Annotated in this window: 24 protein-coding genes and 3 pseudogenes; 20 read left to right on the plus strand and 7 right to left on the minus strand. The window is 43.3% G+C overall.

From position 1 onward, the window contains the following. Nucleotide 1: 1 nt before the first annotated feature. Nucleotides 2–631 carry a response regulator transcription factor gene (locus tag XDD1_RS14175; RefSeq protein WP_045972167.1) on the minus strand — a complete coding sequence of 210 codons (630 nt, stop codon included), beginning with the start codon at nt 629–631 and terminating at the stop codon, nt 2–4. A gap of 549 nt (nt 632–1,180) precedes the next feature. Between XDD1_RS14175 and XDD1_RS14180 the strand changes: the two genes are divergently transcribed. Next, entirely contained in the window at nt 1,181–1,729 is a 549-nt protein-coding gene (locus tag XDD1_RS14180) for a cysteine hydrolase family protein (RefSeq protein WP_071827282.1), read from the plus strand. Nucleotides 1,730–1,823: 94 nt separating this feature from the next. On the opposite strand, the gene speD is transcribed toward XDD1_RS14180, so the two are convergent. Both speD and speE read right to left on the minus strand, forming a co-directional pair. Then, the gene (gene speD / locus XDD1_RS14185; protein ID WP_045972169.1) at nt 1,824–2,618 is read right to left on the minus strand and encodes an adenosylmethionine decarboxylase; all 795 of its coding nucleotides are present in this window, start codon (nt 2,616–2,618) and stop codon (nt 1,824–1,826) included. 28 nt (nt 2,619–2,646) lie between these two features. Further along, nucleotides 2,647–3,330, minus strand: a pseudogene (gene speE, locus XDD1_RS14190) (polyamine aminopropyltransferase); the annotation flags it as partial. Between the two features lie 160 nt (nt 3,331–3,490). Between speE and XDD1_RS14195 the strand changes: the two are divergent. Together XDD1_RS14195 and XDD1_RS14200 are read left to right on the plus strand one after the other, a co-directional pair. Beyond that, nucleotides 3,491–4,708, plus strand: a complete 1,218-nt coding sequence (locus XDD1_RS14195; protein ID WP_045972172.1) for a tyrosine-type recombinase/integrase — start codon at nt 3,491–3,493, stop codon at nt 4,706–4,708. A gap of 127 nt (nt 4,709–4,835) precedes the next feature. Then, nucleotides 4,836–5,120: a helix-turn-helix transcriptional regulator gene (locus tag XDD1_RS14200; RefSeq protein ID WP_045972174.1), complete on the plus strand. Its 285-nt coding sequence runs from the start codon at nt 4,836–4,838 to the stop codon at nt 5,118–5,120. Between the two features lie 343 nt (nt 5,121–5,463). Here the strand turns inward: XDD1_RS14200 and XDD1_RS20065 are convergent, their stop codons facing one another. After that, entirely contained in the window at nt 5,464–5,643 is a 180-nt protein-coding gene (locus tag XDD1_RS20065; RefSeq protein ID WP_045972176.1) for a YlcI/YnfO family protein, read from the minus strand. 323 nt (nt 5,644–5,966) lie between these two features. Continuing rightward, nucleotides 5,967–7,004, minus strand: coding sequence for an IS630 family transposase (locus XDD1_RS14210; protein WP_045968390.1), 1,038 nt, complete (start codon nt 7,002–7,004; stop codon nt 5,967–5,969). A gap of 20 nt (nt 7,005–7,024) precedes the next feature. Here XDD1_RS14210 and XDD1_RS14215 point away from each other — a divergent pair, with 20 nt between their 5' ends. The 17 genes and pseudogenes from XDD1_RS14215 (at nt 7,025) to XDD1_RS14285 (ending at nt 21,157) form a co-directional block, all read left to right on the plus strand. Then, nucleotides 7,025–7,417: a hypothetical protein gene (locus XDD1_RS14215; protein ID WP_231854414.1), complete on the plus strand. Its 393-nt coding sequence runs from the start codon at nt 7,025–7,027 to the stop codon at nt 7,415–7,417. 96 nt (nt 7,418–7,513) lie between these two features. After that, nucleotides 7,514–9,847, plus strand: a complete 2,334-nt coding sequence (locus XDD1_RS14220) for a primase-like DNA-binding domain-containing protein (protein WP_045973647.1) — start codon at nt 7,514–7,516, stop codon at nt 9,845–9,847. A gap of 521 nt (nt 9,848–10,368) precedes the next feature. Further along, a pseudogene (locus XDD1_RS20070) lies at nt 10,369–10,827 on the plus strand (Hcp family type VI secretion system effector); the annotation flags it as partial. A gap of 284 nt (nt 10,828–11,111) precedes the next feature. Continuing rightward, complete coding sequence (locus XDD1_RS14230; protein WP_045972182.1) at nt 11,112–11,987, plus strand: DUF6402 family protein; 876 nt, start codon at nt 11,112–11,114, stop codon at nt 11,985–11,987. Continuing rightward, nucleotides 11,974–12,375, plus strand: coding sequence for a DUF6201 family protein (locus tag XDD1_RS14235; RefSeq protein ID WP_045972184.1), 402 nt, complete (start codon nt 11,974–11,976; stop codon nt 12,373–12,375). The genes XDD1_RS14230 and XDD1_RS14235 overlap by 14 nt, the downstream gene beginning before the upstream one ends. 134 nt (nt 12,376–12,509) lie before the next feature. Then, nucleotides 12,510–13,658: a phage major capsid protein gene (locus XDD1_RS14240; protein ID WP_045973649.1), complete on the plus strand. Its 1,149-nt coding sequence runs from the start codon at nt 12,510–12,512 to the stop codon at nt 13,656–13,658. 43 nt (nt 13,659–13,701) lie between these two features. Further along, nucleotides 13,702–14,250: an HK97 family phage prohead protease gene (locus tag XDD1_RS14245; RefSeq protein WP_045972186.1), complete on the plus strand. Its 549-nt coding sequence runs from the start codon at nt 13,702–13,704 to the stop codon at nt 14,248–14,250. Nucleotides 14,251–14,252: 2 nt separating this feature from the next. Then, complete coding sequence (locus XDD1_RS14250) at nt 14,253–15,473, plus strand: phage portal protein (protein ID WP_045972187.1); 1,221 nt, start codon at nt 14,253–14,255, stop codon at nt 15,471–15,473. Beyond that, nucleotides 15,470–15,766 carry a head-tail connector protein gene (locus XDD1_RS14255; RefSeq protein WP_045972189.1) on the plus strand — a complete coding sequence of 99 codons (297 nt, stop codon included), beginning with the start codon at nt 15,470–15,472 and terminating at the stop codon, nt 15,764–15,766. The genes XDD1_RS14250 and XDD1_RS14255 overlap by 4 nt, the downstream gene beginning before the upstream one ends. Then, a complete protein-coding gene (locus tag XDD1_RS14260; protein ID WP_045972191.1) occupies nt 15,766–16,200 on the plus strand; it encodes an HNH endonuclease in 435 nt (144 codons plus the stop codon). Before XDD1_RS14255 ends, XDD1_RS14260 begins: the two co-directional genes overlap by 1 nt. Then, entirely contained in the window at nt 16,197–16,349 is a 153-nt protein-coding gene (locus XDD1_RS19680; protein ID WP_167541635.1) for a hypothetical protein, read from the plus strand. Before XDD1_RS14260 ends, XDD1_RS19680 begins: the two co-directional genes overlap by 4 nt. 130 nt (nt 16,350–16,479) lie before the next feature. Next, nucleotides 16,480–16,833, plus strand: coding sequence for a phage terminase small subunit P27 family (locus XDD1_RS14265; RefSeq protein WP_045972193.1), 354 nt, complete (start codon nt 16,480–16,482; stop codon nt 16,831–16,833). Continuing rightward, complete coding sequence (locus tag XDD1_RS14270) at nt 16,830–18,491, plus strand: terminase large subunit (RefSeq protein WP_045972195.1); 1,662 nt, start codon at nt 16,830–16,832, stop codon at nt 18,489–18,491. The genes XDD1_RS14265 and XDD1_RS14270 overlap by 4 nt, the downstream gene beginning before the upstream one ends. A gap of 310 nt (nt 18,492–18,801) precedes the next feature. Then, nucleotides 18,802–20,007, plus strand: a complete 1,206-nt coding sequence (locus XDD1_RS14275; RefSeq protein ID WP_197540993.1) for a phage tail fiber protein — start codon at nt 18,802–18,804, stop codon at nt 20,005–20,007. 48 nt (nt 20,008–20,055) lie between these two features. Then, the gene (locus XDD1_RS14280) at nt 20,056–20,307 is read left to right on the plus strand and encodes a LecA/PA-IL family lectin (protein WP_331710065.1); all 252 of its coding nucleotides are present in this window, start codon (nt 20,056–20,058) and stop codon (nt 20,305–20,307) included. Then, nucleotides 20,271–20,432, plus strand: a complete 162-nt coding sequence (locus XDD1_RS20305; protein ID WP_331710080.1) for a LecA/PA-IL family lectin — start codon at nt 20,271–20,273, stop codon at nt 20,430–20,432. The genes XDD1_RS14280 and XDD1_RS20305 overlap by 37 nt, the downstream gene beginning before the upstream one ends. Before the next feature lie 461 nt (nt 20,433–20,893). Beyond that, nucleotides 20,894–21,157: a helix-turn-helix domain-containing protein gene (locus XDD1_RS14285; protein ID WP_045960475.1), complete on the plus strand. Its 264-nt coding sequence runs from the start codon at nt 20,894–20,896 to the stop codon at nt 21,155–21,157. A gap of 412 nt (nt 21,158–21,569) precedes the next feature. Here the strand turns inward: XDD1_RS14285 and XDD1_RS14290 are convergent. Together XDD1_RS14290 and XDD1_RS14295 are read right to left on the minus strand one after the other, a co-directional pair. Then, nucleotides 21,570–21,761 (minus strand): annotated as a pseudogene (locus XDD1_RS14290) (polyamine aminopropyltransferase); the annotation flags it as partial. Nucleotides 21,762–21,880: 119 nt separating this feature from the next. Then, nucleotides 21,881–22,228 (minus strand): YacC family pilotin-like protein, encoded by a 348-nt coding sequence (locus XDD1_RS14295; protein ID WP_045973651.1) that lies wholly within the window; start codon nt 22,226–22,228, stop codon nt 21,881–21,883. Nucleotides 22,229–22,447 lie beyond the last annotated feature (219 nt).

The following is a 22,447-nucleotide window of genomic DNA, read 5'->3' on the forward strand; positions in this document are numbered from 1 at the left end:
ATTAACTCGTAATGATTTGATTCTGGAAGGCATAATGAACGAGATCAATAGTGGTATTACAGTGTAATTTATCTAAGATTCTGGTTCGATGGACATGGACTGTGTTATGGCTAAGTTCAAGCTGTTCAGCAATAGCTTTGACACTGTTCCCATTAATTAATAGAGAGAAAATTTCTCTTTCTCTTGGGGTCAGCGCTTGCAAGGCAACAACTTCCTGAGGTTTTTGACGCAGGGCTTTTAAGGCATCAGCACAGAGGTAAATTTCGCCTTTATGGACAGTACGCACTGCTTGAATTAACTCTTCTGGCCCACAACATTTCGTTAGATAACCTCGTGCACCTGAATCCAGCGCACTTTGTACCAGTGCGGCAGTGTCATAAATACTTAGCATGATTGTGCGAAAATTTGGGCAGGTGGGGCGAAGCCGTGCCAGAAGCTGTAGGCCGCTTTCGTTGGGCATGGAGATATCCATGATGACGATATCAATCGTTTTTCTGAGTAAATCCGGCCATGCTTCATTGGCACTACTGTATTGACCAACGATGATAATGTCATCTTCAAGTGTCAATAATTGGGCAAAGCCTGAACGGACAACAACATGATCATCAATGAGGGCGATTTTTATCTTCATTTTTATTGTATGTTGTAGGGTGTTTTATAATGAATTCATTTAGATATCATAATGTTCATAAAATAAAATTCATGCAAATAAATAAACTAAATTTGTTAGTTAGATAACAAATTTTATTTTTAAATTGTCAAACTATACTGGTTTCAATTGATTATTATTATTTAATTGCTGTTTCTATTCCTCTAAAATCATTACCAAAAAACACTCAAATTATGTTCATTATTTAATCTGTCATGGGATTGATGTAATTTTATTAACATATTAAAGTAAATATTAATGGTTATTAGTAAAGTCTTTTTTCAAAGGTTAGGTTTATAAATCCATAAAATACTTTGGAATAATTGATGAGTTGAAATATAAGGTTATGAATTATATTATATTTAAGCGTTTTTATAATGCCGGTCTTTATTATGGCCTTTCCTCCTAATAAAAAAGTGGAATATTTTTCTATATAGGAAGAATATTGTTGTATTATCAAATACACTTTATTGTTTTTCTATTGTTATTTTTAGGAAAAACAGCATATAAAACATAAAGAAGGTCTTACAGATGAAAGCTCTTATCGTAATTGACATGTTGAATGATTTCGTAACAGGTGTGCTCGCCAATGAAAAGCAGGCAACGGAAATTATCCCAGTGATCCAGCGGGTGATTAACTATGCCAGAAATCAACCTGATTGGTTAGTGGTGTATGCCAATGATGCCCATTATGCAGATGATCGGGAAATGGGCATTTGGGGAAAACATGCTATGGCAGGAACGTGGGGTGCTGAGGTGGTTGATGCATTGGCTCCTATTGGCTCCGAACGTGAAATTGTTTCTCCCAAACATTTTTATAGTGCCTTTGATGGAACCGATTTGGATGAGGTTTTCGGGCAATACGGTGTCACAGAAGTTGTTTTAACAGGGCAGCATACCAATTGCTGTGTCCGGCATACCGCCTATAGTGCATTTACCCGAGGTTATGGCATCACCGTATTATCTGATGCAGTTTGCGTTTTACCAGAGGTTGATCATAGTGAAGCACTTGATTATCTAAAAACCGTTTATGGTGTTGAAATTACAACCAGTACTGAGTTAGGTGTGCCGTCAAAATAATAAAGCGCACTATGCTTGAGTTGGATGAAAGTAAAATGAATGACTGGCAGATTGATATTCTGCCAGTCAAATAGATCAAGTCGAGTAAATTTATTTACAGATCAGGTAAATTCCGGCCGTAATAGATTTCCTGTATCTCTTTTTTGAGTAAACGGGTGATTTCTCTCTTTTCCGTTTCACTTAATTCTTCGGCTGTGGAATTGAACAAATACTCATTCAGATCAAATTGTTTCAACATCATTTTGGTATGAAAGAGATTTTCCTGAAAAATATTCACATCGATCATATGATACTGAGCTTGGATTTCTTCTGTCAGATAATTCTGGATGGAACTAATTTCATGGTCAATATAGAGTTTTACTCCATGAATATCTCGGGTAAAACCACGAACACGGTAATCCATCGTCACAATGTCAGATTCCAATTCATAAATTAGATAATTCAGCGTCTTAAGGGGGGAAATAACACCGCAGGTTGACACTTCAATATCTGCCCTAAAGGTACATATACCGCCATCTGGGTGGCTTTCTGGATAAGTATGCACACAGATATGGCTTTTGTCCAAATGGGCGACAACAGAATCAGGGAGTGGGCCAGGGTTCTCTGTATTATCCACCAGTTTAGGGTCAATGGGTTCTTCACTAATCAGAATGGTAACGCTCGCACCTTGTGGGTTATAGTCTTGACGAGCAATATTAAGAATGTTTGCACCAATGATTGAACAAGTTTCACTGAGTATTTCAGTCAGGCGGGTCGCATTATACTGTTCATCAATGTACGCGATATAACTGTCGCGATCGGCTTTCGTTTTTGCATAACAGATGTCATAGATACAGAAACTCAAGCTTTTTGTAAGATTATTAAAGCCGTGCAATTTCAGTTTGCGCAATTTAGTTCACCTCCCGGCTAATGGGTGATTATGGATTTCCAAATAGTGCATTCAGTAAGTATTGCGGTAGTGCAAAACTGCCTGCATGTACGGCTGGCGTGTAGTAACGGCAGGTTATGGCCGTATCTTCAAAGCGTTGTTGCAGTGTTGTCAAAGGCACCTGACGTAGAGCCGAATTCTGGGTTGCCCATGCAAACGTCATGATCCCACCGTAATAGGTTGGAATAGCGGCTTGATAAAAGCTGCTGTCAACAAAATAGTGACTCAACTTTTTATGGCTGTTGACGGCTTCATCCTGTTGCAGGAAACAGACACCGTTTTGGGCGACGAAAATCCCCCCTTCGTTCAGGCAACGGGCGCAGCCTGCATAAAATTCAGAGGTAAACAGGCTTTCACCTGGCCCATCAGGATCGGTGCAATCAGAAATGATGACATCAAATTTTTCAGATGTGGTTTTGACAAAATTAACCCCGTTGTCAATCACCAGCTTGAACCGGGGATCGTCATAGGCACCGGCATGATGATTTGGCAAATATTGGCGGCAGAATTCGACGACACCCGCATCAATTTCTACCATTGTGATACTGTCGAGATAATGATGGCGACAAACTTCTCGCAGCATCCCGCCATCACCGCCGCCAATAATCAACACCTTTTTGGCTTGGCCGTGGGCAAACAGGGGGACATGCGCCATCATTTCATGGTAGATAAAATAATTTTATGTTTTTGTGTTTTCTTGATATTTCATAAAACACCAATAAATCAATGGGATGTAATTATTTCATGCTGTGTGTTGTTTCAGTGTTTATTGACGTTTACTCATTTTTACAGCACACTATGTATAAACATTTGTATAAATATTTTGGGTGATCATGGCTGCTGAACTAAACAAGCTCAGTGACAAAAAACTTAAAAACCTGCACGGAAAAGAAAGGGATAATATTGAGTTTTTTGCTGATGGTGCTGGATTGAGTGCAAAAGCATCTAAAGTTGGTGGTATTAGTTGGGTGTTTACCTACCGACTTGATGGTAAAAAGTTAAACCGTCTTACCATTGGGCGCTATCCTGATATGAGTCTCAAACTGGCTCGTGATATGCGGGATAAATGTCGTAACTGGCTTGCGTCAGGTAAAGATCCAAAGCTCCAATTTGACTTGACTATGCAGGAATCGCTAAAGCCTGTCACAGTAAAAGAAGCTATGGAATACTGGATAGAAAACTACGCAAAAGATAGTAGGGAAAACATTGATAAACACGTTTCTCAATTAAAGAAGCATATATACCCTTACATTGGAAATATGGCATTGGCCGATTGTGAAACTCGTTATTGGCTCCAATGTTTTGATAGAACTAAAAAAACAGCTCCCGTTGGTGCTGGATATATTCTTCAAATGTGCAAGCAAGCACTAAAATTTTGTCGTGTTAGAAGATTTGCAATCAGTAATGCACTGGATGATTTAACTATTTCAGATGTTGGAAGAAAACAAAGTAAAGGAAAAAGATATTTAGAAGATAATGAACTTAGTCAACTGTGGCAGTCTCTAAATACAAACATGTATTTACCTTATTATAGTAATTTGTTGAGGATTTTAATTGTATTTGGTTGTCGCTCACAAGAAGCTAGGTTATCTAAATGGTCTGAATGGGATTTTGATTCCATGTTATGGACGGTTCCAAAAGAAAATAGCAAATCAGATGATAAGATAATTCGTCCAATACCTGAATGCCTGAAACCTTTTTTAGAAAAACTAATTTACCAAAATCATAAAAGTGGTTATCTCTTAGGGGAACTTAAAAGCCCTGAATCTGTATCACAATGTGGCAGAAATATATGGAGAAGGTTAGAGCATGGTGAGGAATGGTCTTTGCATGACTTAAGGCGAACGTTTGCAACTAAATTAAATGACATGGGCATAGCGCCACATATCGTAGAACAGCTTCTAGGTCATGCCTTACCGGGCATTATGGCTATATATAACAAGAGCCAATACTTGCCAGAGAAGTTAGATGCTTTAAACAAATGGTGCGAGCGACTGGATGTATTGGCGGGTAATTATGAAAATGTAGTTATATTAAAAGCAGTTCAATAATGGGAATTAATGAAGTTGATGATGAACATGATAATTGTGATATACACGTAACAAATGTGGCTTTCTTTCGTAATAATTTCTATTAAGTAAAATACCCTCACAAAAACAACTAAACAGTGAGGGTAACATGACCATTCAGTATAATTCTCCTACACCAGAAGAACGCCGCTCTATCCTTTCCGAGTATGGCGAACCTTATGATCGCCTTGTCCGCGAAAAGGAACGCCATCACATTACCTCTATTTCTAGAACGTCAGCATGGAAACTGGAAAATGAAGGGCGCTTCCCTGCCCGTAAGCCATTAGGCCGCAATTCTTGTGCTTGGTTGCTCAGTGATTTGTTGCACTGGGTACGTAACCCGCCAACAGTAGACAATGTAAATAACCCGTACAGCCGAAAATCTATTAATTAAGGCAGGGTAAAAATATGACATCTAAAAATATGGCCTTAATCGGTCAGGAACTCGCTCACTCTGAAAATAGCCAGAGGGATATTTTGAATATCGATTCAGCGGATATCTCATTTATTAAATTTGGGAGTATTTCAGATTTGCTTTACAAGGAAAAACAAACCGTTAATTTATCCTTCTTAAGAGAGTTTGTGAACCAAGTCAATAACGTTGACGAGGTTAGCCAACCTACTAATTTCCGTAGTGGAAGGTCAACCATATCTCATATTTTCCTATCTGTGGCAACTATAGGGATTTCCCCCATAGTTGATTTAAGCTACCGGATTTATTGTCGATTGGTTGGTTGTTACTCAGATGATGCCTTGGCTTTGCGTTGGCGGCGTTTGATCTCACCTTGTAGTGCGGTGACGATAAATTGTGCTGTACTCTCACCTTCTTTCTTCAATGCTTCCATAGCTTCGACAACTTCATGTGGCGCTCTAGCTTGTAACTTTTGTGATTTGTTATTTATGTGGTCTCTTGTCATATCTGAATTCTCATGTTTTACATGGAATCCAGTATACATAGAAAAAATAACAAATAAACACTTGAACTGGAATCCATTTAATACCTATACTGGAATCCACTTGAATGTTGTAGCATTCAAAAATAACAAAGCCCAACAGTGTTGTAGCACTAGCCGGGCTTCTAACCAAACCGTTAGCTGAGGTAACGATTATGGCTGTACAACAGCATACCCAAACTCGCCTTAAATTTACATGCCTAATTGCATCAAGCAATCAACGGCTGGTGGATATTCACCTTATGCGCCTTATCTCCATTCAGGGGGTAAGCCATGTTTATACCAATCTAACTTGAAGATGCAGGTTTTAAAATCTGAAAGTTGTCAGTCAGTCTAGTCGTGAGTTCTTTCGCTTTTTCTGGCAAAGTGACATGAAAAAAGTGACGAAGGGTTTCACGGAATGTCTTCGCATCCGGAAAATAAACATTGTTACGTACTTGCTCATTCATATACTTCCACAATCGCTCTATTGGATTGAGGTTTGGGCTGTAAGGCGGTAGGTAATGCAGTTCAATATTAAGGACATATGCCACCTCTTTCACCAATTCTGCCCGGTGGTAACCCGCCCCATCCAGAATAATATGAATTTTTTGCGAAAGTGGGTAAGTTTCTCTAATAGCGCCGAAAAAATACGCGATATTTTCGGCATTGATACTCGGGTATTCACGGATCACGGTGTCTTCAATTCGTTGTAAATTGAGGGCGCCCAGAAGATTGAGACGGGTACGACTGCCGGTGGTTTCGACCACTTTTACCTGATTTTTCCCCGCTTTCATCCAACCATAGCTGAGCTTTGTGGACTGCGAAGGATGCACCGCATCAATAAATAGGATAGGTTCATTCTGACCTGCCCGGTCTTTCAGAGACTGGTAGTCATCAATAAATTGTTGCTGCTTATCCGCATCGAATTTATGAGGAACGCCCTTTGGCTTTTTGTAGCTGAAACCTTGTCGGTGAAGCCATTTCGTCATGCCTCCCACGCTGAAAGACACCTGCCAACGAGCTCGTACATAATCCACAATTTGAGCGGTCGTATGCAGCAAATTTGCCGTCAAATAATCAACCAGATCGGCGGTTTGTTTGGCAGAGAGATGGCTTTCAGAACCGCCATTTTCGGGGGTGAGTTTTTCCTGCGCGATGAAATCTTTTAGGTGACGGCTTACCGTAGTTTCATGAATACGTAAGGCCTGAGCAATCATCTGAGCTGTCCAGCCCTCTGACGCCAAAAGCACGGCCTTGATGCGATCACAGACTCGACTATCACGAGTGGTATCATGCATCAATTCGAGGGCACGTTTTTGTTCTGGTGTCAGATGAATTTTCATGATTGCAAGCATGATCGGGTTTGGATAAGAAATCAAGCATCTTCAATGGCGATTGGTATAAGATCATTGTCACTACGACAAATCAGCATACAGGCGAGATAAAAAAAGAAACTGTCCGCTACAAATACAAAACATTGCGCGGTGCGGAGAAAGCCGCCAAAAATATTCGCAGTGCTTGTGTGCCAGATAATGAAACCGTTGATACTGAAATCGTCAGCGTGTACGAGCGCAGAGCGCCGATATCACTGGATCAGGCCATGCACAATACAAGGCTCGCGGCCTCCTTATTTTACGTCATTCTTGAAAAAGCCAAGTCTGAATGTTCTATCGATTTAAATAACCTGATTGCGTTGGCCTGTGATATCAATCAGGAAGTCTACCATGCGCTTCAAGCGGCTGTTTATGAGGAATAAGCCATGAGTCAATCATCTGCATATGGATATAACAGCCGTAAAAACAATGAAGAAATCCGCCCAATAGACGTTATCCATATCGTGAAAAAATCCGCCATGAATCATTGGCAAAGTCTGTTGCCAGCCTGTGGCGTTGAGGTTCCGGCAAAGGGCAAGCATGGCGCTTGTCCGATATGTGGGGGAACTGACCGTTTTCACTTCATCGACGATCACCATAACGGCGACTGGCATTGTCGCCAGTGTGATGAGCCGAATCATGGTGACGGGCTGGATTTAGTGGCGAGAACCAAAGGGATCACAGTCTTTGCAGCCGCTAAGTTAGTTTCGGGTGCGCTGGCTCTGCCCTTACCGAAACCCAAGCCTGCCAATCAAGTGGTTCCCAAATCGGAGGCTCCCTCGATAGTCGAGAAGGTGAACAGGCTCTTGTCTCAAGCCACGCTTGGGCAATCCGGTTATCTGGCGAAAAAAGGGCTGCAATGCCCCAAACAACGGTTATTGAAAGAGGGGATTTTATTACTGATCATCCAAACACTGAACGGCACTATCACGGGTGCGCAAACTATTAAGCCCAATGGTGAAAAACGACTTGTTGCAGGCTCACAGAAAAAGGGCAGTGTTATCCCCGTATCTGAGATAACCGGCACACCGGACACGTGCATCATTACCGAGGGTTATGCAACGGCGTTAACGATCAGTCAGTTACATGAAGGCGTGGTACTGGCAGCGCTTGATGAAGGCAACTTACCTAACGTGGCCGAACAGGTCAGGGAACGGTGGCCAGACGCGAAGATCATTCTTGCCGCCGATAACGATTGGCACGAACCGGGAGCGCTGGACAAAAACGGCAAACCCAAGAAGAACGTCGGCAAGATAGCGGCAGAAAAGACCGCCAAAGCGATTAATGGCTGGGTCGCGCTACCGCCCACGGAGTATAAAGCCGATTGGGACGACTATCGCCAGCGTCACGGCATTGAGGCAGCAAAGCAGGCATTCAGTCACGGGCTATATCAGGTGGGGGAGAAAAAGGCAGTGAACGCAGAAGCAGCCGTGATCCACGAAAATAAGAAAAAAAGTCCCCATCTGGCACAAATGGCCGCCAGTCAACGCGGGGAACTGCTTGCAGAATATTACGGCAAAGTGGCGGTGAATCCTGAAAGTGAAATGGTCTATCGCTATAATGGCGCAACATGGGAGACGGTGCCGGACAGTGAACTGCTCCGCGCAATGGTGGCAATCTTTAATCAGCATGAAACCCCTTATAGCCCCAATGGGATCAACAATGCTATCAGTGCCATGAAATTACAAATTCCGGTTATTGGTGAACAACGCCGTGATTTAATTGGGTTTAGTAACGGTGTGTATGACTTGTCAGAACAGGTATTCAGGCCACATCAGCCGGCACATTGGTTAATCAACCATAACGGCATTGAATTTACCCAACCTGTCGCAGATGAAAACTTACAGGATCATGCGCCTTATTTTTATCGCTGGCTGTCTCATTCGGCAGGTCAGGATAAAGATAAGATGGCGCGTATTAATGCCGCCCTGTTTATGATCCTGGCAAACCGCTATGACTGGCAGCTATTTATTGAAGTCACTGGTGAAGGTGGCAGCGGCAAGAGTGTATTTACGTATATCGCAACGTTATTAGCAGGAGAACACAATACGGCCAGTGGTAATATGAAAGCGCTGGATGAAGCGAGAGGCCGTTATCAATTTGTGGGTAAGAGTTTAATTACGCTGCCCGATCAGGTTAAATATGTCGGTGAGGGGGCGGGCATTAAGGCCATTACAGGCGGCGACCTGATTGAAGTTGACGGGAAATATGAAAAACAGTTTTCCACGATTATTAAAGCCGTGGTATTAGCCACCAATAACGAACCGATGAGCTTTACCGAACGCAATGGCGGCATTTCACGGCGGCGGGTGATATTCCCGTTTAATATTCCGGTCAAGGAATCAGAAAAAGATCCACAATTGCTGGAGAAAATCAGCCGGGAATTGCCGGTGATTATTCGCCATTTATTAACCGAATTTGCCGACCAGAATAAGGCTAAAAAATTACTACAGGCACAACGGGATTCCAGCGAAGCGTTATCAGTGAAATGCCACTCAGATCCCTTATATCGCTTTTGTGGTTATCTGGTGTCCGTGGATAATATTATCGGGATGAAGATGGGGAATAAAAATATCAGCCCACGGGCACCGCGTATTTATCTTTATCATGCCTATTTGTCTTTTATGGAAGCGCACGGATTTGAACGGCCGTTAACCCTGACAAAATTTGGTGATTCAATCCCCAAGATTATGCAGGAGTACCGGAAGGACTATCGAAAAGTCAGGACAAAGCAAGGGTATTCGTATAACGTGGCGTTATCCGAAGAGGCCGAAGAATGGCTTCCGGCAGTGCCTGAACTGCACAGAGGTTAACCTCCAGATAAACTTTTGGTGTTAACTGTACACCCTGTGCATAAAATAGAATAATTACATGATATTAAAGGTAAAAATAAGGTGTATAGTTATCTTTTAACTGTACATCAACTATACATCCTATACACCAGTTAGTTATCGTCAGGGTGAACAGTTGTGCACAGTTGGTGTATATCATGTACACCGCCACAAACTCAGGCAGGACAAGGCATTCAGAGGTAAATGCACAGGGTGTACAGTTGAGAGGGACAAAAAGATTTTCAGGGGGGTATCTTCTGGCAGGCAAATAAAAGCCGGATAAATATAAGAAGATAAATGTAGTGCATCAATTTGTTTTTTTATTAGGGTACTATCTGAAATTTAAATTAGGTAATTATCTGATTTTATTTAAGAAGAGAGATTAATCACAATTTTGTTGGTGATCTTTTATTCATGCTGGAATAGATAAGCATTGCTGTTATATCCTGTTTAATTGATGCTGTAATGAGCATCCATTGAAAATCAGATTACAGGAGACAGGAATGTCATATCTCATTTACTTGTCGTTAAAGGGCAAGAAACAAGGCTTAATCTCGGCGGGTTGTTCAACGCCGGAATCTATCGGTAACCGCTATCAGGCTGGTCGGGAGGATGAAATACAGGTATTACATATCAGACATGGGATGACGCGCGATCAGAACGTCAATCACCTTCCGGTCAGTTTTACCAAACCCATTGATAAATCTTCCCCGTTGTTGGGGTTAGCAATAGACAAGAACGAATTGCTGGATGCCCTTTTTAAGTGTTACCGCGTAAACCTTGCCGGACAACTCGAATTCTTTTATGAAATAAAATTGACTGGCGCAACCATTGTTGATTTTTCCTGTCACTACCCGCACTCAATTGATGACAATGACCAGATCCCGTATGAAACGGTACAGCTTGATTATAAGTCGGTGTCATTCACACACCGCGCGGCAGGGACAACGGGTTACGCGATATCGCAATTGCAGGGACGTGAAGAGGAAAGGCCGCTTTTATCTGGATTTTCGTCGTTAATTAAGCCACTTGAAACGGCAGTAGAGGCTTTATTCAGCAAAAAATTTACGCTGAAAAATGAGGTTACTGGGGATAATTGTTGCCATGTTGCTTATGGTATTAATACGGCAAAAGGACTGAAAAAAGGCGTATCGAAAGAGACAGGCATCACGGATACGATAAATTCAAAAGAAGAGGAAGATCTCGAAGTTGAATATTTATACCAAACAAAAATAGGGATGAAAAAATGAGTATTTTAAAAACAAAAACCGTTAAAGGCGGTGAAACTACAACGATTCTATTTGATGAATTATCGCTTTATGATATTCCAAAAATTATGGATAAGATGGGATGGACGACAGCATCAGCTTTGATGAAACATTGGTTTTCAATTAAACCTGCATTTAAGTTTAATGAAAGAATAAGAGATGGTTTTGTCAATGGTAATGCAATGGAGATACCTAAAGAACAAGTTAATAATTCAATTGTAAAAATGGATTGGGCTAGAAGATATGAAGTAATAACTGATAATATTGACGAGTTAAAAAATATTTGGGCTAGTGAAAATGGAAAAAAAAGATTGTTTACCGATATATTTGAAAGGAATAAAGAAAAAGAAGCTAATGGATTGATACATATAGGTTATGAAAACAGCGCGATTGAACTTGATTATTTATCTCAAATTAATTACAGGCGTTTTGGAAAGTATCGGGACACTATGGATGAATTGATGGGAGCAATAGGTGTTGGTACTCTAAAAGTTGCTGTGAGAGGTTATTTTGACATAAAAGGAAATAAGAAGATATTCACGGTAGAGAAGTTAGGCTTTTACATAAAAGATACCTATGATTTCACGGATGAGCATATTATAAGTGAGCCACTAGGTATATGGTCAAGACAAGGTATTGTACCCAGAAAAGAAGTCCCTGTTTATATGGCGAGTTTTGTTTCTGGTGCGTTTGGATGGTTATACAAAAATTATAGAGGTTACGTTCCTGTGTTCAATCAAGATTTCAGAAAATGGCAAGACATACATAATGAAGGTGGTGATTTCGTTGTATTTTCTGATGTATATTGGACTGACCCATTAGAAAAGGACAAGGTAATATATGAAGGTTACTAAGATAATTAAATATGGCATTATGTTCATATTTTTTCTATGGTGGTTTGTGTTATCACATGTAACCTTCTTACCTTCTTTTTTAGAGAGCGGTGAACGTAAGAAAGACGATTATAGAGTGGTTTTTTATACACCTCTTCCTGTGAATGCTATCGGAATTTATTATTATATAAATTACCCAAGGCCATATTTTGCTGTTTTATATAAAAACAATAAATACATTGGTCAAAGTTCTCCTTTTTATATGGATGATGATTCCGCTATGATGGGTGATAATTATGGATTTCCCAATGAAAAATATGATGAATTTTATATTGTTTGCTGTAATGAATATAATATATCAATAACAAAAAAAGAATGGTGGAGCAAAATACTGCAATATTTCCATTAACTGAATGAAAATTTTTGTAAATATTCCGTCCTCATGTTTTCGCAAGTTTAGCCTCTGAATTTTAGGGGCTTTTTTATCATTTTTCATGATGTTAAATAGTGTTTAAAGCATATAAAAACCAACCACAAAACACCATGAAAAAGCTACTTGAATTACGCCAGCAAAAAGCCGATTTAACTACCCAGATGCGTTCATTGCTCACCAAAGCCGAAACTGAAAAACGTTCCCTAACCGAAGATGAAGCCAAACAGTTTGACGAACTGCGCAACCAGTTCGACACCCTGAATGCTGAAATTGCCCGTTATGAGTCAATTGCTAATGAAGAGCGCCATCAGGCAAAGACCCAGCCGACCAGTGAAAAACTCAGTAATGACGAACTGCGACACTATATCGTGACCGGCGAAACCCGCGCCTTGTCTACGGGTGTCCCGTCAGAGGGTGGCTATACCGTTATTCCTGAACTGAACAGGCAGATCATGCAGCAATTGGCGGATGAATCGGTCATGCGCCGGATCTGTACCCTCAAGACCACACGCAGCAACGAATACAAACAGTTGGTTTCGATCGGTGGGGCAGCGGTAGTACACGGGGAAGAGGGCAAGGCACGCGGTGAGACAGCTACGCCGAAGATGGAAGAAGTCAGCATTAAGCTGTTCCCTATTTACGCCTATCCCAAGACTACCCAAGAGATTATCGATTTTAGCGACGTGGATATCTTAGGTTGGCTGACCGCTGAAATTGCCGACACCTTCGTCGATACCGAAGAAACGGATCTGGTGAACGGTGACGGCAGCAAAAAAGCGAAAGGCTTCCTGTCCTATCCCCGTGATACCCAAGCCGACAAAGCGCGCGCATTTGGCACCCTGCAAAAGCTGGAAGTTGCCACCCTTGAAGCCGACAGCCTGATTGACCTTAAGTTTTTGCTCAGGAACAAGTACCGCAAGAACGCCGTATGGGTGATGAACTCCAACACAGCCGCCAAGGTACAGAAGCTGAAAAACGGCAACGGCGATTATATCTGGCGCGAACGTTTGCAGGCGGGTGATCCCGATATGCTGCTGGGCTTGCCTGTCCACTATCTTGAATTTATGCCGGATAACGTTATCGGTCTGGGTGACTTCAAGCGCGGTTACTTCATCGTTGACCACGAAACAGGCACCCGCACCCGTCCTGACAATATCACCGAACCGGGATTTTATAAGGTTCACACTGATAAATATTTGGGCGGGGGCTTGGTGGATTCCAACGCAATCAAGGTGCTGGAACTGAAAGCCGGCAAATAAGCAAGAGGGGCACAGCGCCCCTTTTCAGTCCTGGAGTCCATAGATGAATAATGATTTTGAAATCCGCACCGCCTCCTTGTCAGCATCAGATAAAAAGCTGGTCGGCTACGCGATCCGGTGGAACAGCCGATCCCATCTCTTGTGGGATGAGTTCGTGGAACAGTTTGCCCCGAATGCCTTTCGTGCCAGCTTAACTTCTGGCGCAGATGTCAGGGCATTGTATGAGCATGATCATATGAACCTGTTAGGCCGCACCACATCCGGCACCTTACAGCTTAGTGAAGATGCTACCGGGCTACGCTTCGAGTTAACCCCACCGAATACCCAATTAGGCCGCGATGTACTAACGCTGGTTGAACGGGGTGATATCTCTGGTATGTCCTTTGGGTTCAGGGCATTGAAGGATCAATGGGATATTGGTCAAGAACCGTATGTCAGAACCGTCGTGGAGGCTGAACTACGGGAAATCACGATCACCAGCCTGCCCGCCTACCCTGAGAGTGGGGTGGAGATTGCCAAGCGCTCACTCAATGGGGTTACGCCCCGTGTGGATGATTTGCGTCATTACTGGCTGCAACTGTCTGAGGTGTAACCATGTGGCTGTTTAAGCGAAAAGCGCCTGAAACCCGTAGTATGACGATGGAGGAGTTTCTTTCTCTGGCGGGCGTATCTAACACTAAATCGGGGGAGCATGTTTCACCGTCCACGGCAGAGGGCTTACCCGCCGTGATGAATGCCGTTACTGTCATTAGTGAAGCCGTTGCCTCTATGCCTTGCTACCTCTATCGGGTTGCGCACCAAAACAGTAAAGAGTCCCGCGAGTGGCTCAGCGATCACCCGGTGGATTACTTGCTCAATGAGTGCCCGAATGACTGCCAGACCCCGTACCAGTTTAAAAGAACCCTGATGCGTCATTGTCTGTTAAATGGCAATGCGTATGCGGTGATTGTCTGGGGGCGGGATGGTCAGCCGCAATCATTACACCCTTACCCGGCGTCAGCAGTCGTACCACAACGGTTATCCGATCACCGATTCGCCTACACCATCACCGAACCCTATAGCGGCAAGGTAAAAACCTACCTGCAAGAAGAAGTCCTGCACCTGCGCTATGCCACCGAAGACGGTTTTCTTGGCCGCTCGCCCGTCACTGTTTGTCGTGAAACCTTGGGCTTGGGGCTGGCGCAACAACGCCACGGCGCCAGCATTATGAAAGAGGGCATGATGGCGGCGGGGGTAATTAAATCCGCTGACTGGCTGGACGGGACGAAAGGCGCCAAGGCACTGGAAGCCCTCGAACGTTATAAAGGTGCCCGTAATGCAGGTAAGACGCCCATTCTTGAGGGCGGGATGGAGTACCAACAATTGGGGATGAGTAACCAAGATGCGGAGTGGTTGTCTTCCCGCCGTTTCACCATTGACGATATCGCCCGGATGTTCAACGTCAGCCCTATCTTTCTGCAAGAGTACTCAAACAGCACCTACAGCAACTTTAGCGAAGCGTCGCGTGCCTTTCTGACTATCACCATGCGCCCGTGGCTCGCCAACTTTGAGCAACAAATCAAATCAGCCTTATTGATGGCCTCACCGAAACGGGGGATACGTTACCAAGTCGAGTTTGATACAGCCGACTTACTGCGCGCTAACCCACGGGAACGCTTCCAGAGCTATGAGACGGCGATTAAGTCAGGGGTGATGTCACCGAATGAAGCCCGTGAACGGGAGGGCTTATCACCGCGTGAAGGGGGTGATGAATTCAGCCAGGCATGGAAGCAAGAAATCCAAATCAAAACGCCAGCCAGTAAGGGGGATGAATGAATCAGCCAGAAATCAGCCTTGATGAAATCAAACTCCATTGCCGTATTGATGGGGACTACGACGATGTAATCTTGGCTGTCTATGCCGATGCTGCTTTGGAAGCCTGTCAGCAACATATCGGCAAGCGGTTTGATGAGGGCTTAGCCTTTACGCCCGCAATCAAGGTGGGCTGCCTGCTTTATATTGGCTTGTTGTATGAAAACCGGGAGATGGCAACCGACCTTGAGCTTAAAGAAGTGCCGTTTACCATCAAGTCCCTGTGGTCTGTCTATCGTGATATCGGAGTCTACTAATGCCTTGGCAACCTTTGAAACGCTGTACCTATCCCGGCTGCAAACAGCGGGTAAAATCCGGCCGATGTGATGAGCACAAACGGGAAGCCCGACGTATGCAAGACAGCAAGCGAGGCTCAAGGCGTGAGCGCGGCTATACCCCGGCATGGGATAAATACCGTCTGCAATTCCTGAAAGTGAACCCGTTATGTGTCCACTGCCTTAAGTTGGGTGTCTACACACCAGCCACCATTGTGGATCACATCATCCCCATTGACGGCGGTAGTGATGTACTGTTTTGGCCTGACTTCAATCACCAGCCCCTATGCAATAGCTGCCATAGTCGAAAGACGGTCACGACTGACCCCGCGACGAAAGAGAAACGAAGACAAGGACACTACCGGGAACAGGAAGAACGAGCGGCAAGGCGTAATGACTGGATGTATCAATCATGAACGAACAAGAGACCGAACAATTAGTTAAAGGCTTATTAAAGCACAGTGAACACTATCAACAATCAAAACAGATTGCGCCTGAAAAGCTCATGGCGAGGCGTACTACACAGCGTGAACGGGAGCTAATGGAATGCTTTCGGAATCGTTAGGGGAGCATATAGAGGGAGTGGGGGAGTCAAAAATGACAAACACCCCCTTTCGTGGCACCACCGCCGTCCTCAGATTTTTATGCGCGGCACTTTTTTAGATAGCAGTAATTCTTATAGGAAACAATACATTATGGCAAGAGCACCCAAACCCCCGGTTTACTTAAACGTTATCGCCGCCGATCAATGGAAATCGAAAGCAAAACTGTTAAATGAGCGTGACGACCTCAGCCCGGCAGACTGGAACAACTTAGAGCTGTATTGCGTCAATTATGCGATCTACCGTAAAGCCATTGAAGATATTGAACTGCGCGGGTTTGCGGTGGAAGGTTCACGCGGCGCGGCGACCAGTAACCCGTCATTAAAGGCCAAGGCCGACGCAGAAAAAATCATGATTAAAATGTCCTCCTTGCTGGGCTTTGACCCGGTATCACGGCGTAGAAACCCGGTGGAAACGGAGGCAGAGGACGAATTAGATCGCTTATGAACGCATGGGAACAGTACGCCTTTGATATCCAAAACGGCACCATTCCGGCCTGTCAGCGCCTGAAACAGGCGGTAAAACGCTACTATAACGACCTGAATAACCCGCTTTATACGTTTGATAGCGAGGTTGTCGGGCGTTTTATTGGCTTCTCCCGCCTCTGTCCGCACGTCAAAGGCCACTTGCGCGGTCAACCCATTGCCTTAGAGCCGTGGCAACAATTTGCCTTTGCTAACCTGTTCGGCTTCAAGGTGAAAGCGACGGGGCGCAGGAAATACCGCAGCGCTTATATTCAAGTGCCGCGCAAAAATGCGAAATCCACCGTGGCCGCGATACTGGCGAACTGGTTTCTGGTAATGGAACAGGGACAACAGGATATTTACACCGCCGCCGTCAGCCGGGATCAGGCGCGTATTGTGTTTGATGATGCCCGCCAGATGAGCCTGTTATCTAAGCCCCTAAAAAAGCGGGTATCCATCCAGCAACACAAAATCACTTACACGAAGAGCAACAGCTTGTTAAAACCACTGGCCGCCAAAGCCTCGACGATTGAGGGCACCAATCCCAGTCTGGCCATTGTCGATGAATATCATCTACACCCTGATAATGCGGTCTATTCTGCCCTTGAATTAGGCATGGGTGCCCGCCCCGAAGGACTCCTGTTTGCCATTACCACGGCGGGCAGTAACGTGATATCGGCCTGTAAGCAGCACTATGATTATTGCTGTCAGATACTGGATGGCGAAGAGCAAAATGAATCCCTGTTTGCCCTGATCTACGAACTGGACGACGAGAACGAGATTGATGACGAATCCCTTTGGATTAAGGCCAATCCGAATCTCAATGTCTCCGTGGACAGTGCATCACTGCATGACACCATCCAGAAAGCGCGAGGCATTCCCTCACAATGGACAGAGATGCTAACCAAACGCTTTAATATCTGGTGTCAGGGTGAAACCCCGTGGATGGGCGAAGGGGCTTGGAACGCCTGCCAGACAGATTATGATGAAAACGACCTTAAAGGGCTGGAGTGTTACGCCGGATTAGATTTGTCTTCAACAGGTGACATTACCAGTGTTTGCTACACCTTCCCCGTGGATAACGAACTGTTACTACTGACCCGCCATTACCTGCCCGAAGCGCAGTTACAGAATCCGGCCAATAAGAACCGGGCAATCTACCGCCAATGGGCGCAAGCGGGCTGGATACGCACCACAACAGGCGACTGCATTGATTATGACCGTATCCGGGATGACATTCTCAAGGACAGCCAGCAGTTTGATATCAAGCTGGTTGGCTTTGACACATGGAACGCCACGCACCTAAGAACTCAGCTACAGGGGGCTGGTTTGGATGTTGAGCCGTTCCCGCAAACCTATATGCGCTTTAGCCCGGTGGCTAAATCTGCCGAAGTATTCGTTAACCGCAAGGTGATTCGTCACAACGGCGATCCGGTTCTCGCATGGGCAATGTCCAATGTGGTGATGGAAACCGACGCAAACGCCAACATCAAGCCGAACAAGAAGAAGTCCGCGAATAAGATAGACCCTGCTATTGCGTTCCTGATGAGTTTTGGCACGTGGCAGAGTGAGCATGAGGACTTTGCTTTCAGTCTCAGCGATGAACAGAAGCAGCGACTGGCTGATTTTAACGGTATTTAGTTACAGTATTGATTTTTTTATCAATTTCCGTACAGCGCCGAGATTAATAAAACCAATGGCTTAAAAGGTGAGAAATTTCATCTTTATTTTGCCAAGTTTTATCAATCATCTAATAAAATTCATTAATTCCTCGTTTGTTATTTTATGTCATCCTGCCATCAAAACATGCAATTCACTTACTGAATTAAACCAAGCCGTACTCTCCAGTATTGATGAACCCATTTATTGATGTTCACAGGCGGAGGAGTATCCCACCGCCTTCATGTTACTTAGCAATATGTAGTATTGTTGATTAAATGAGGGAATAACCATGCAAGATAAAAAACCTGATGTACCTATTTCAGAAGATAGCAATCTTGCTATCGTTACCACGCCGGAATATGTCAAAGATTTAATCAAAGAAGCGATTGATCAGCACGCAAAAAGCCGTAATCACCCATATGCAACTCAGGCGGAGCCGGGATTCGTTACACTCAGTAATGAGACAGACAGTGATAGTGAGATAACCGTTGCAACCTCTAAAGCTGTTAAGAAAGTCTACGATCTAGCCAATACCGCCAATCAAAACGCCCTTAACAATAATTCTAATCTTTATCTGGAGAAGAAGCAGAACGGGGCAGATGTTCCTGATAAAGCAGAGTTTATAAAAAATATAGGTGCAGTATCAGTAAGTGGAGGCAGTTATTCGGGTTCTTTTCAATTTCAGCAGGTAGAAACTACTCCGAAAGAAAGTAACCCCGTGAGGCTGGTGTCTGCTCCACACCAAGAATCAAATAAGCTAGTAGCCTTCACCAGTTATGGGTGGTATGACAATTATATTCAGACAGGAGTCGTGAGAGGTGGTGGTGCCGATACTTTGGGATATGCTGTAGACATTAATAACCGACGTGCATTTGCAGTAGATCCGTGGGGGGTAACTGTGAATCCCAATAACCAACGGGGAGGTATAAATATGTACCGACCTGATGGAACATTCTGGAGAATAGAAGGGCTTCCTGATGATGAAGCAATTCTACTTTACTTCATAGACAGAGATTCAACTGGTTCAATAAATAAATCTGTTCAACAATTACCAAAAGGAGTTGGCACTATAATGTCAACATCTCAACATTATGTTGATGCCAGTGGCTTTGTAAAAAAAATATCCCCAATAATCAAAATATTTTCTAATGGTTCATTTGAAACAAATGATGAATCTAACGGTGCTACCGTCGGGCGTTTGTCAAAAGGTATTTATCTCATCAAAGGTGTTAGGGGGTTCAATAATGATAACGTCTTAGATAGCATAGAGATTCCACTATGTCAGAACAAACTACCAATGATTTGGGTCAATCACGAAATACTCCCCGATGGCTCTATTAAATTAATGAGTTACCACCGCGAACACTCAGACGCACCAGAATTCGCCAGAAATATAAGAGAAGATCACTCTGACGGTGATTTAATTGATATTCCCGAAGGTAGATTTGTTTCAATTAGAGTGCAAATGCCTGCCACTAAAAATGATGAATCATAGGTTTAATTTTCTTCTGTCACTTTCAATATATAATTTGGAGGTAATACTATGTTGAATAGCTGGTCTGGTGTTGTTTCTGCTAACCTTGAGCAAGGTCAACCTACAGGGCTTTTGATCAAAGCGGGAAATGTGATATCTGTTGTTGCTAGAGGGTGGGTAAAATATGCCCTTGCTGATAATGCATCGGCATCACCTGAAGGTACTATGCCAATGTACCAACCAGTTTCTCTTTACGGGCTAAAATTGCCAATAAAACTTACAAAATTGGGAATGGAGTCCTACGAAGAAGAGTTCCCGTAGATGGTGAGTTGATACTCCTATTCGATGATGCTCCCGGAACTTATAGTGATAATTCAGGTGAGTTTCAGGTTGATATTATAATCGAGTCACCAGATCTTTTAGATGACCTTGAAGAAATTAAATAAATAATCTCAATATATAACCCGCAAATTTCTGCGGGTTATAGCAATCTCACCAATTCTTCTGCTCCCTCTTTTCTTACTTCGATTGTTCCGGTGAGGTAATATCGGTAACTATCGTACCTCTGATGAGCTTTGGCTGTTACCTTGGGTGAAAAACAACGGCGAGTTAAAGCGTTTAATGGGATATAACGCAAAAAGTTAAGCGGTTTTACTGATTCGCTTATTGAATTTGATAAACCAATTCATTAAAGTGCTCCTGCCATTGGCAAAATCCAATGGTAAGGTTTCGCAGCCTTAAAGACACTCCACTGGTAGGATGTTTCTACCAGTGTGCCTGTTATCGCCCTTTCAATGGTGGTTCAGGTGGGGGAGGCTTCGGCTTCGCCGGACGAGTGTCCCGGTACTGCGAACCCCGTCTGAATCACCACCATCAATTTTCTCAATTAATGGAAGGGGTAGCAGGAATGAATAACGTTAGAAATGACTGGCATCAAGCCGATATTATTGCTGCATTACGTAAACGTGGTACAACGCTTGCCGCAGTCTCCCGCGAAGCTGGACTAAGTTCTTCTACATTAGCAAATGTGTTATCACGCCCTTGGCCTAAAGGGGAATGGATCGTTGCTAATTATCTCAACATTCACCCATCTGAAATCTGGCCTAGCCGTTATTTTGATATGAACGGTAACCTTATAGAACGCAAAGTTCGCGATAAGTCAGCAAAATAATTATTCTAATACCGAAAAACATCAGGGAAATAGTCACCTCGTCTAATTACTTGCTAGTTATTGGCTTTGATGAGGTGGCGCTATCGGTGATGTTGTTGCGGAAAGGTCAGGTGATAACCGTAACGGGGAAGTCTTCTTACTGGCGGGGCTATCAGTTGGCTGTTACCTCGATTGCTTAATAGATTCCGACGAAATACGTTGCAACCTCCATAGGTTGGAACGTTTAGCGTACCTACCTACTCACGGGTGACGATATTCGCCGGTAGTATTAGATGTTCTCATCTTATTTATTGCTTATAGGCTTGTTCAATAAACCATGTATAAATTATTGTATAAATAAAACCGAAAGCATTATGAAATTTAAAGAATAAAATCATTTTAAAACATATGGTTATAACAATAAAGTCAATTAATGGTAGATAAATTCATCGCGCTCTGTGGTTTGTACTACACCATCAAGTGCCATGATGCGGCCTAATTCTGTATTTTCGAAAATGATAAGATCCTGATGCTGTGTTTTATCGTGATAAAGTATGTTTTCCACTGCGAAATACTGGCCGAAATTGGGATGCAAAGTTTCATACCAAATTTCCTTTTGTGACATGTTCTGCTATTCCTCCACTGTGATATTCATAGACATTGACGCACACGCAATAGCCAATTATTTACATAATTGTCACTTAGTTTCAATATGAAATTAATCTTGTGAGTATCCAAAAGGAGCTACTTTACATAGGAGAGTAAACTGAGGGAGTTTCGTGCAAGGGAGCGGCATTTAACCTCATGAGGCAGATCAATTCCCTTTAAGTCGTTGTAACCTAATTGATTGAGTTCCTGCATTAACTGACCATTATAGTCACTGAGATCCCACTTGTTGCGTTGGGCAAAATAGATAATGGTGCGCTTAATTTGCAGATCTGGAATTTGGTTATAGCCACAGTCATGCTTTAGATAGACATAGACGGCTGTCAGATCGGCGAGATCTTCCGCTTCATTTTCAGACAGCGCTTTTGCGGGTTGAGCAAAACTCAACAGAGCCAGAATGTATGTGAATAAGGTAATTTTTTGCATAATTTCCATTATACTGCTTTTCTACCATTTTACTTAAATTAACATATTAATATCTTTGTTCGCCAAACTTTATTTTCTTAATTTTGGTAAAATGACTGTTTTTTCTGCCAACTAAAAAAATTGATTGTGGGTTAACGAAAGGTTTGTTCTGGTAGCAGAGAATGATATTTTATGCGCTCGGTGAGCTTATGGTATTGAGCGGTATGTAAATAGTCACAT

This window comes from Xenorhabdus doucetiae, from assembly GCF_000968195.1.
In the GTDB taxonomy this organism is placed as follows: domain Bacteria; phylum Pseudomonadota; class Gammaproteobacteria; order Enterobacterales; family Enterobacteriaceae; genus Xenorhabdus; species Xenorhabdus doucetiae.